The organism is Escherichia sp. WS1450 (assembly GCF_046487395.1).
GTDB lineage: Bacteria > Pseudomonadota > Gammaproteobacteria > Enterobacterales > Enterobacteriaceae > Escherichia > Escherichia coli.
Genome location: NZ_JBJQJO010000048.1, coordinates 1 through 9,195, shown reverse-complemented (window position 1 = coordinate 9,195; position 9,195 = coordinate 1). Strand labels below are relative to the sequence as shown.

Sequence of the window (9,195 nt, the reverse complement as noted above, 5' to 3'; positions counted from 1 at the left end):
CCACAGAATGATGTCACGCTGAAAATGCCGGCCTTTGAATGGGTTCATGTGCAGCTCCATCAGCAAAAGGGGATGATAAGTTTATCACCACCGACTATTTGCAACAGTGCCCGTTCTCATAATGCGATACACCCGCTTTGCATTAACCACAGGCAGGCCGTCCCGCTCCGACTCCCGTCGCAGCAGCGCCCACACACGGCGATAACCATACGTCGGCAGGTCAGCCACCGCCATGTTTATCCGGGACAATACGGTGGTATCGTCAGAACGGGGCTGCCGTCTGCGATCCTGTCAGTCAGATGGCCGGTGAACCCGAATGCTCAACTGCGCACGCGACACGCTAAGACTTCTGCAAACGTCGCTTATTCGTCGTTCCCAGGCAACGAGGGCGCATGCGCAATCCATTTTTTTGCCCGGCCGAACTCCACGGCCTCTTTGAGTATCTCGGCTTCCATCGTCTTTTTGCCCAGAAGGCGCTGGAGTTCGCGAATTTGCTTATTGGCGGCAGCGAGTTCGGAGGCCGGCACCACTTCCTCGCCCGATGCAACAGCCGTCAGTGAACCGTCTTAATATTGCTTGCGCCATTTGAATATCTGGTTTGCATTGATGCCATGCAGGCGCGCGACATGAGACACGGTCATACCGGGCTCCATAGTCTGCTGAATAATGGCAATTTTTTCCTGCGGTGTACGACGCCGACGCCGCTCAGGTCCTGATAACACTTCAACCATCTTATCGTTCTGACTGGTATTAAACATAGTTCCAAGACTACCTCTTATTTTAAGAGAGTCGAAGTGTCTGGTGATCTATGGGGCCAGTCTAGCCCTCTTCCAAGTGTAGGGAGATATAGTCAAAGTTTGCTTCTCCGCCGATGAGTCCGCCCTGCGTCGGATAGTCCGATTTTTTACCGGCGAAGCACGGCTCTCCTAACCCTATCTAAAGCGAATAACTTTTTTCAACAGGGCCGCGTGCCAATGCAAGAGCGATAGGCGCTCTACGCGCCAATTTGACCACTTAAAACAGGTAAATTGAGGGGTTGTAATGTGTTGATGTAACAGGCTTTTATTTTAATGTCTTGGCATATGTATAATGGTAGTCTAGCCCTCCTTTCAACAAGGAGTACTCATGGAAACCTACAATCATACATATCGGCACCACAACTTTTCACATAAAGACTTAAGTGATCTCACCTTCACCGCTTGCACATTCATTCGCAGCGACTTTCGACGTGCTAACTTGCGTGATACGACATTCGTCAACTGCAAGTTCATTGAACAGGGTGATATCGAAGGCTGCCACTTTGATGTCGCAGATCTTCGTGATGCAAGTTTCCAACAATGCCAACTTGCGATGGCAAACTTCAGTAATGCCAATTGCTACGGTATAGAGTTCCGTGCGTGTGATTTAAAAGGTGCCAACTTTTCCCGAACAAACTTTGCCCATCAAGTGAGTAATCGTATGTACTTTTGCTCAGCATTTATTTCTGGATGTAATCTTTCCTATGCCAATATGGAGAGGGTTTGTTTAGAAAAATGTGAGTTGTTTGAAAATCGCTGGATAGGAACGAACCTAGCGGGTGCATCACTGAAAGAGTCAGACTTAAGTCGAGGTGTTTTTTCCGAAGATGTCTGGGGGCAATTTAGCCTACAGGGTGCCAATTTATGCCACGCCGAACTCGACGGTTTAGATCCCCGCAAAGTCGATACATCAGGTATCAAAATTGCAGCCTGGCAGCAAGAACTGATTCTCGAAGCACTGGGTATTGTTGTTTATCCTGACTAATTGCTTTGATGTGTGATTTTAAACGCTCAAATTTATAAAACGAATAATATTGTCAACCTTGCAATAATAGACATAGGGACAACCATGTATAAATTTTTACCCTCAGGCGTCTTCACAATAGAGCCATATAGCAGTGGGTCACTTAGTGGGCTTAATTTTTCCATTAAAGATAATATTAATATTGCTCAGTATAAAACATCATATGGTAGCCCATCTTGGCAAGTAAACATAAGGCTGCCATTTATAAGGCACTGTTGCAAAAATGTGGAGGTGATAGGGGTACTACGCCGGAACCCCAGATTTTTCCGTCCGTTCAAATTATCCACGGTTGAGCAGCTTGATCCCGTCCGCCCGCAGTTGACCAACAGGGGAAATATGCCTGTACAAAGTTTGCCGGGTTATCCCAAGTTCCTGGCATAGCGTACTGACCTTTGTTTCTGATTGTCCCATTGATGCCATTGCCAGTCGCAGTTTGACTGGCGTCATTTTATAAGGTCGGCCGCCGTTCCGCCCACGGGCTCTTGCTGATGCCAGACCTGCAGTCGTTCTTTCAGCAATCAGTTCGCGCTCAAACTCCGCCAGTGCGGCAAAGATACCGAAGACAAGCTTGCCAGCGGCCGTTGTTGTGTCGATAGTCGCCCCGTGACCGGTCAGCACTTTCAGACCGGTCCCCCTCGCGGTCAGGTCGTGCACTGTATTAATGAGATGACGAAGATCACGACCGAGGCGGTCCAGCTTCCATACGACCGAGAGCATAAAAAATATTGGGGCAGCGTGAGCTATGCTGCCATCGCTGGTCCCTTCCCGTCACTTTGAAAACCCGGATACCAGCAGACAAATTTATCCTGCAGTTCGTTATTCAAAACGGCGGTCCGGGTCTGTAACAAATAATGAGCCCCTTTTCTGCTCCACTGCATCTGCTGCTTTTTGGCCATTCGTCTGGCGATCACTTCATTGATCGTGGATTCCACAAACGCGGTTGATACCGGCTCTCCGTACCGACGCATTTCGCCGTAGTTTGGGATCATCATCTTATTATTCCGGATGTAGGTATACATTTCATCCAGATGTTTTTGCAGGGATTTCAGGCTAGGATAGCTGAGTTCAGGGTCATCGCAATACATAACGCAATTATCAATATGTTCCAGCGCAGCGACAACATTGCCATGCCAGAGATATCGTTTAATGCTTTCCAGCAGTGCCAGAACTTTACTCCCCGCCTCTGGATCTGATACCAGCAGTCCCCGGGCATATTGCATGAGCACCTTCAGCCTCATGGTGATATGAAACCAGTCCAGCACATGCGTTGACTCAGGGTACATACCGAACTGGAGGTCCCTGAGATTATCCGCGCCGTCGGACAGAAAAAATATCTGCTGGTTGGCCTGCATTCCCTGCGCTGAAAGGTGGGTCATGAGCCTGCGTTCCGGATGACAGTCATCCTTCTGAACAAAACCGAAGCGGCGGGTGTCAGCAGGCGCACCAACGGAAAAAGACTTCCCGGCAATAATTTCAAAATTACGCTTTTTGTCATCCCGATCGCGAACATAACCACCATCTATACCCACCACAAGCGGTTTTCCTGGCCTGGGCAGGTTCCCCCAGTCGCGGGGGCAGCCGGAAAGAAAACCTGAATGAGCTTCAGCCTCAGCGTCAAGACGCTGCGCCACCTGGCATAAATGATTCCTCACCGTTGAGGCATTCAGGCTGTGGCCCACCGGCAGAATATCTTTCAGCAGACGAGTCGTCATTTCATAGGAGATCATCGAGGCCCAGCGGGTTTCAATATATTTCAGTGCCGGGTGAGAATAATCGCCGGCCCAGTCGCTGAGCAAACTGACTGTCTTTGTATCACTCTCTTCACAACGGCACCGGTACACCCGAAGCCCGGATACCGGAATAACGCCAAACAGCGTCCGGTACCGTATTTTCTGTTTGCCTTTGATTCTGCGCGCAGCAAGGCAGTGAGGGCACCGGATATGGTGTTGAGTATATTCGTCTGCCTGCAGCTGGACCACCGACTGCTGGACCGTATTCAGCAACAGCTTGGATTCTGACACCGATAATCCGATGTCGTTCCGGGTCTCCCCTGATTTCTGGATTGTCATCAGTTCCTCCGTTCGACTGGAGCCTGATTCATCGGTGATGACTATCTGGAGCGTCAGTTGCATCATTGCCTCCTGCTGTGGTGGATGACTATCTCCCGGCTACTGGTTGTTCATCTGGTGACGAAGCTTATAATATGTGGAAACGCCAAGGCCCGCATGGTCGCAGGCGATCCTGAGCCTGACCCCTCTGCTTCTGAGTGCGTCAATTTCCTGGATCTTTTTGATATCGGCGCCGGGGCGCCCTGTTTTTTCACCCCGTGCTTTTTTCGCGGCGATGCCGTCGGCCTGCCTTTCCTTCAGTAAGGCTCGTTCAAACTGGCTGAATGCCGACATCATGTGCAGCTGCAGTTCCTGCATCGGATTGTTTGTGCCGGCGCTGAACGTCAGCTGCTCTTTCAGAAAAATAAGGGTAACGCCCTGGTCACGAAGCCGGGTGGTGACAGCGCACATATCCGACATATTCCGGCAAAGGCGATCGATGGAATGAACCAGAAGCGTATCACCAGGGCGTAATTGCCCCAGGAGTTCCTGTAACCCCGGGCGGTTTGTGTCCTTCGCGCTGGCATGCTCAACACAAATTTTATCAGGCTGAAAACCCGCCTTTGACAATGCCTCTTCCTGACGGGCCGTATTCTGATCGGCCGAGCTTACCCTGATGTAGGCATATTGCACGCAAAACCTCCGGAAGGTCTTTAAACATCATAGAGATTTAAAGAATAATCCATAAACACTGATTTAGGGAGGTTTATAGACATTTTTTCGGGGATCTGAGAGGCATGCTGAAAACGTATACCTTTATAGACATCAGTCAGCGACGACGGCCCAGCCAGATAACTTCAGGCTCCAGTACCGGAGATGCAAGGTCGAGCCTGCTCAGTTGCCGGTTGATTTTGTGGCGGTTGAACCTGACAGCATCCAGGTCGTCAGCAAAAGGGCGGATCTCGCCGACCGTTGTTTCATCATCCGCATTAACGATAGCTTCAAGAAACGCCAGGGTTTTATCGAACTCATCCGCAGCTGTGGCTCCGGGCATACCATGGCCGCTTATACAAAACGGCGCTTTCAGCGTAGAGTTTTCATAAATGGCCTCAACACGAATGTCATGAAGCCAGTGCTCAAAGAAATTGTATTCATAGGTAAAGCGATCGCCAGCATCAAAAGCAAAATCATCAATCACGACCCGGAACGGATTATCGACAAAACCGATGCCTCCTTCGTAGGAGATACCGTAATCTTTGCCATAAATGTGAAATTGATGGAGATGGTCGTCCCCCCAGCCCTGCACTATCTGGAAAATGAAGTGAAGCGCGGCCAGTGACGTGTCGGCAGCAATTCTCAGCCGACGCCAGACCATCGGACTGACTCCATGAACTGCTATTTTGATGACGTAGATCTTCATAGTCAGCAGGTATTGTTATGAAATGATGGTGGTTATTTTAACCCCTGTAGATGGCATCATTCGATGGCTGCCCCGAGGTTTTTCATGCTCTCCTATCTCATCTGCGCAAGGCAGAACGTGAAGACGGCCGCCCTGGACCTCGCCCGCGAGCGCCAGGCGCACGAGGCCGGCGCGCGGACCCGCGCCACGGCCCACGAGCGGACGCCGCAGCAGGAGCGCCAGAAGGCCGCCAGAGAGGCCGAGCGCGGCCGTGAGGCTTGGACGCTAGGGCAGGGCATGAAAAAGCCCGTAGCGGGCTGCTACGGGCGTCTGACGCGGTGGAAAGGGGGAGGGGATGTTGTCTACATGGCTCTGCTGTAGTGAGTGGGTTGCGCTCCGGCAGCGGTCCTGATCAATCGTCACCCTTTCTCGGTCCTTCAACGTTCCTGACAACGAGCCTCCTTTTCGCCAATCCATCGACAATCACCGCGAGTCCCTGCTCGAACGCTGCGTCCGGATCGGCTTCGTCGAAGGCGTCTATCGCGGCCCGCAACAGCGGCGAGAGCGGAGCCTGTTCAACGGTGCCGCCGCGCTCGCCGGCATCGCTGTCGCCGGCCTGCTCCTCAAGCACGGCCCCAACAGTGAAGTAGCTGATTGTCATCAGCGCATTGACGGCGTCCCCGGCCGAAAAACCCGCCTCGCAGAGGAAGCGAAGCTGCGCGTCGGCCGTTTCCATCTGCGGTGCGCCCGGTCGCGTGCCGGCATGGATGCGCGCGCCATCGCGGTAGGCGAGCAGCGCCTGCCTGAAGCTGCGGGCATTCCCGATCAGAAATGAGCGCCAGTCGTCGTCGGCTCTCGGCACCGAATGCGTATGATTCTCCGCCAGCATGGCTTCGGCCAGTGCGTCGAGCAGCGCCCGCTTGTTCCTGAAGTGCCAGTAAAGCGCCGGCTGCTGAACCCCCAACCGTTCCGCCAGTTTGCGTGTCGTCAGACCGTCTACGCCGACCTCGTTCAACAGGTCCAGGGCGGCACGGATCACTGTATTCGGCTGCAACTTTGTCATGCTTGACACTTTATCACTGATAAACATAATATGTCCACCAACTTATCAGTGATAAAGAATCCGCGCGTTCAATCGGACCAGCGGAGGCTGGTCCGGAGGCCAGACGTGAAACCCAACAGACCCCTGATCGTAATTCTGAGCACTGTCGCGCTCGACGCTGTCGGCATCGGCCTGATTATGCCGGTGCTGCCGGGCCTCCTGCGCGATCTGGTTCACTCGAACGACGTCACCGCCCACTATGGCATTCTGCTGGCGCTGTATGCGTTGATGCAATTTGCCTGCGCACCTGTGCTGGGCGCGCTGTCGGATCGTTTCGGGCGGCGGCCGGTCTTGCTCGTCTCGCTGGCCGGCGCTGCTGTCGACTACGCCATCATGGCGACGACGCCTTTCCTTTGGGTTCTCTATATCGGGCGGATCGTGGCCGGCATCACCGGGGCGACTGGGGCGGTAGCCGGCGCTTATATTGCCGATATCACTGATGGCGATGAGCGCGCGCGGCACTTCGGCTTCATGAGCGCCTGTTTCGGGTTCGGGATGGTCGCGGGACCTGTGCTCGGTGGGCTGATGGGCGGTTTCTCCCCCCACGCTCCGTTCTTCGCCGCGGCAGCCTTGAACGGCCTCAATTTCCTGACGGGCTGTTTCCTTTTGCCGGAGTCGCACAAAGGCGAACGCCGGCCGTTACGCCGGGAGGCTCTCAACCCGCTCGCTTCGTTCCGGTGGGCCCGGGGCATGACCGTCGTCGCCGCCCTGATGGCGGTCTTCTTCATCATGCAACTTGTCGGACAGGTGCCGGCCGCGCTTTGGGTCATTTTCGGCGAGGATCGCTTTCACTGGGACGCGACCACGATCGGCATTTCGCTTGCCGCATTTGGCATTCTGCATTCACTCGCCCAGGCAATGATCACCGGCCCTGTAGCCGCCCGGCTCGGCGAAAGGCGGGCACTCATGCTCGGAATGATTGCCGACGGCACAGGCTACATCCTGCTTGCCTTCGCGACACGGGGATGGATGGCGTTCCCGATCATGGTCCTGCTTGCTTCGGGTGGCATCGGAATGCCGGCGCTGCAAGCAATGTTGTCCAGGCAGGTGGATGAGGAACGTCAGGGGCAGCTGCAAGGCTCACTGGCGGCGCTCACCAGCCTGACCTCGATCGTCGGCCCCCTCCTCTTCACGGCGATCTATGCGGCTTCTATAACAACGTGGAACGGGTGGGCATGGATTGCAGGCGCTGCCCTCTACTTGCTCTGCCTGCCGGCGCTGCGTCGCGGGCTTTGGAGCGGCGCAGGGCAACGAGCCGATCGCTGATCGTGGAAACGATAGGCCTATGCCATGCGGGTCAAGGCGACTTCCGGCAAGCTATACGCGCCCTAGGAGTGCGGTTGGAACGTTGGCCCAGCCAGATACTCCCGATCACGAGCAGGACGCCGATGATTTGAAGCGCACTCAGCGTCTGATCCAAGAACAACCATCCTAGCAACACGGCGGTCCCCGGGCTGAGAAAGCCCAGTAAGGAAACAACTGTAGGTTCGAGTCGCGAGATCCCCCGGAACCAAAGGAAGTAGGTTAAACCCGCTCCGATCAGGCCGAGCCACGCCAGGCCGAGAACATTGGTTCCTGTAGGCATCGGGATTGGCGGATCAAACACTAAAGCTACTGGAACGAGCAGAAGTCCTCCGGCCGCCAGTTGCCAGGCGGTAAAGGTGAGCAGAGGCACGGGAGGTTGCCACTTGCGGGTCAGCACGGTTCCGAACGCCATGGAAACCGCCCCCGCCAGGCCCGCTGCGACGCCGACAGGATCTAGCGCTGCGTTTGGTGTCAACACCAACAGCGCCACGCCCGCAGTTCCGCAAATAGCCCCCAGGACCGCCATCAATCGTATCGGGCTACCTAGCAGAGCGGCAGAGATGAACACGACCATCAGCGGCTGCACAGCGCCTACCGTCGCCGCGACCCCGCCCGGCAGGCGGTAGACCGAAATAAACAACAAGCTCCAGAATAGCGAAATATTAAGTGCGCCGAGGATGAAGATGCGCATCCACCAGATTCCCGTTGGAATCTGTCGGACGATCATCACGAGCAATAAACCCGCCGGCAACGCCCGCAGCATCGCGACCGTCATCGGTGAGAAGTTCGGCAGGTATTGGGTGGTGACAATGTAGGTGCTGCCCCAAATGGCAGGTGCTATCGCTGTGAACAATAAATCGGGCGTGCGTAATGACATGCGATTACAAGACCTCCGCTACGGCGATGGGTTTTTGAGAGTTGCAGGCGCCGCGATGACCGCACCCTGACTTGGACTGGCCCTGCCTCGCACCAATCCACCTGCGGCTATGGCCGCGATCATGCGAGGCCCGAAAATTACACGACCTGTACACGTCCGCCGAACCCGGAACGCAACAGAGCTTCGTGGGCATCCCGATCCGGGTCGTAGCAGCAGTCCTGGACCAAACGCACGTCGTAGTCCGCATCACTAGCCCAGGCGACGCTTGAAAGAACAACGCCGGTGGTGCTTATCCCGGCCATGACAAGCGTGCTTACGCCGCGCGTCCGAAGGTCGGCGTCGAGCGCCGTGCCATAAAAGACGCTGGCTCGCGGACATGCATAGAAAAGGTCGCCCCGTTCGATCGCAAGCCCTTCGACGGGCAGACCGGTGCGAAATCGTCCGCTCGGGAGATACGGTGAGATTTGGCGATTCGTCGCCGGCGGCGCATGTTCATACTCTTCGCCGAGCGAAAAGTTGGGGAACAGCACGGGCCGGCCGCGCAAGGCGTGCTGGCAGCCGTGCAGACCCTGCGTGAGATGAACGCCGACAACCTGCGCAAGGTGCCGGCCGATGCACCCACGGCCTTCATCAAGCCGCGCTG

At 55.1% G+C, this 9,195-nt stretch carries 9 protein-coding genes and 2 pseudogenes; 3 read left to right on the top strand and 8 right to left on the bottom strand.

Annotated elements, in window-relative coordinates; all coding sequences use genetic code 11:
- Positions 1-114: 114 nt before the first annotated feature.
- A pseudogene (locus tag ACJHYR_RS26035) lies at positions 115-731 on the bottom strand (transposase); the annotation flags it as partial.
- 394 nt (positions 732-1,125) lie between these two features.
- On the opposite strand from ACJHYR_RS26035, the gene ACJHYR_RS26030 reads away from it, so the two are divergent.
- Positions 1,126-1,782: a quinolone resistance pentapeptide repeat protein QnrS1 gene (locus ACJHYR_RS26030; RefSeq protein ID WP_001516695.1), complete on the top strand. Its 657-nt coding sequence runs from the start codon at positions 1,126-1,128 to the stop codon at positions 1,780-1,782.
- A 318-nt stretch (positions 1,783-2,100) separates the two neighbouring features.
- Here the strand turns inward: ACJHYR_RS26030 and ACJHYR_RS26025 are convergent.
- The 4 genes and pseudogenes from ACJHYR_RS26025 to ACJHYR_RS26010 all read right to left on the bottom strand — a co-directional run.
- Positions 2,101-2,529, bottom strand: a pseudogene (locus tag ACJHYR_RS26025) (recombinase family protein); the annotation flags it as partial.
- A 32-nt stretch (positions 2,530-2,561) separates the two neighbouring features.
- Positions 2,562-3,953, bottom strand: coding sequence for an ISKra4-like element ISKpn19 family transposase (locus ACJHYR_RS26020; protein ID WP_001493761.1), 1,392 nt, complete (start codon positions 3,951-3,953; stop codon positions 2,562-2,564).
- A gap of 36 nt (positions 3,954-3,989) precedes the next feature.
- Positions 3,990-4,562 (bottom strand): recombinase family protein, encoded by a 573-nt coding sequence (locus ACJHYR_RS26015; RefSeq protein ID WP_001493762.1) that lies wholly within the window; start codon positions 4,560-4,562, stop codon positions 3,990-3,992.
- Between the two features lie 136 nt (positions 4,563-4,698).
- A complete protein-coding gene (locus ACJHYR_RS26010) occupies positions 4,699-5,289 on the bottom strand; it encodes a plasmid pRiA4b ORF-3 family protein (protein ID WP_012477564.1) in 591 nt (196 codons plus the stop codon).
- A 117-nt stretch (positions 5,290-5,406) separates the two neighbouring features.
- On the opposite strand from ACJHYR_RS26010, the gene ACJHYR_RS26005 reads away from it, so the two are divergent.
- On the top strand, positions 5,407-5,649 hold the full coding sequence (locus ACJHYR_RS26005; protein WP_000844627.1) for a transposase: 243 nt from the start codon (positions 5,407-5,409) through the stop codon (positions 5,647-5,649).
- Positions 5,650-5,680: 31 nt separating this feature from the next.
- On the opposite strand, the gene tetR(A) is transcribed toward ACJHYR_RS26005, so the two are convergent.
- Positions 5,681-6,331: a tetracycline resistance transcriptional repressor TetR(A) gene (gene tetR(A), locus ACJHYR_RS26000; protein WP_001493764.1), complete on the bottom strand. Its 651-nt coding sequence runs from the start codon at positions 6,329-6,331 to the stop codon at positions 5,681-5,683.
- Between the two features lie 105 nt (positions 6,332-6,436).
- On the opposite strand from tetR(A), the gene tet(A) reads away from it, so the two are divergent.
- On the top strand, positions 6,437-7,636 hold the full coding sequence (gene tet(A), locus ACJHYR_RS25995) for a tetracycline efflux MFS transporter Tet(A) (protein WP_001493765.1): 1,200 nt from the start codon (positions 6,437-6,439) through the stop codon (positions 7,634-7,636).
- 31 nt (positions 7,637-7,667) lie between these two features.
- On the opposite strand, the gene ACJHYR_RS25990 is transcribed toward tet(A), so the two are convergent.
- Both ACJHYR_RS25990 and ACJHYR_RS25985 read right to left on the bottom strand, forming a co-directional pair.
- Positions 7,668-8,552, bottom strand: a complete 885-nt coding sequence (locus ACJHYR_RS25990) for a DMT family transporter (RefSeq protein ID WP_000058717.1) — start codon at positions 8,550-8,552, stop codon at positions 7,668-7,670.
- A gap of 137 nt (positions 8,553-8,689) precedes the next feature.
- Positions 8,690-9,082, bottom strand: coding sequence for a cysteine hydrolase family protein (locus ACJHYR_RS25985; RefSeq protein WP_001351729.1), 393 nt, complete (start codon positions 9,080-9,082; stop codon positions 8,690-8,692).
- Positions 9,083-9,195: the final 113 nt, after the last annotated feature.

What these genes read in the sequence shown, in the direction of transcription:
- ACJHYR_RS26030 (WP_001516695.1), top strand. Translation starts at nt 1,126, where the DNA reads ATGGAAACCTACAATCATACATATCGGCACCACAACTTTTCACATAAA.
- ACJHYR_RS26020 (WP_001493761.1), bottom strand. Translation starts at nt 3,953, where the DNA reads ATGCAACTGACGCTCCAGATAGTCATCACCGATGAATCAGGCTCCAGT.
- ACJHYR_RS26010 (WP_012477564.1), bottom strand. Translation starts at nt 5,289, where the DNA reads ATGAAGATCTACGTCATCAAAATAGCAGTTCATGGAGTCAGTCCGATG.
- ACJHYR_RS25990 (WP_000058717.1), bottom strand. Translation starts at nt 8,552, where the DNA reads ATGTCATTACGCACGCCCGATTTATTGTTCACAGCGATAGCACCTGCC.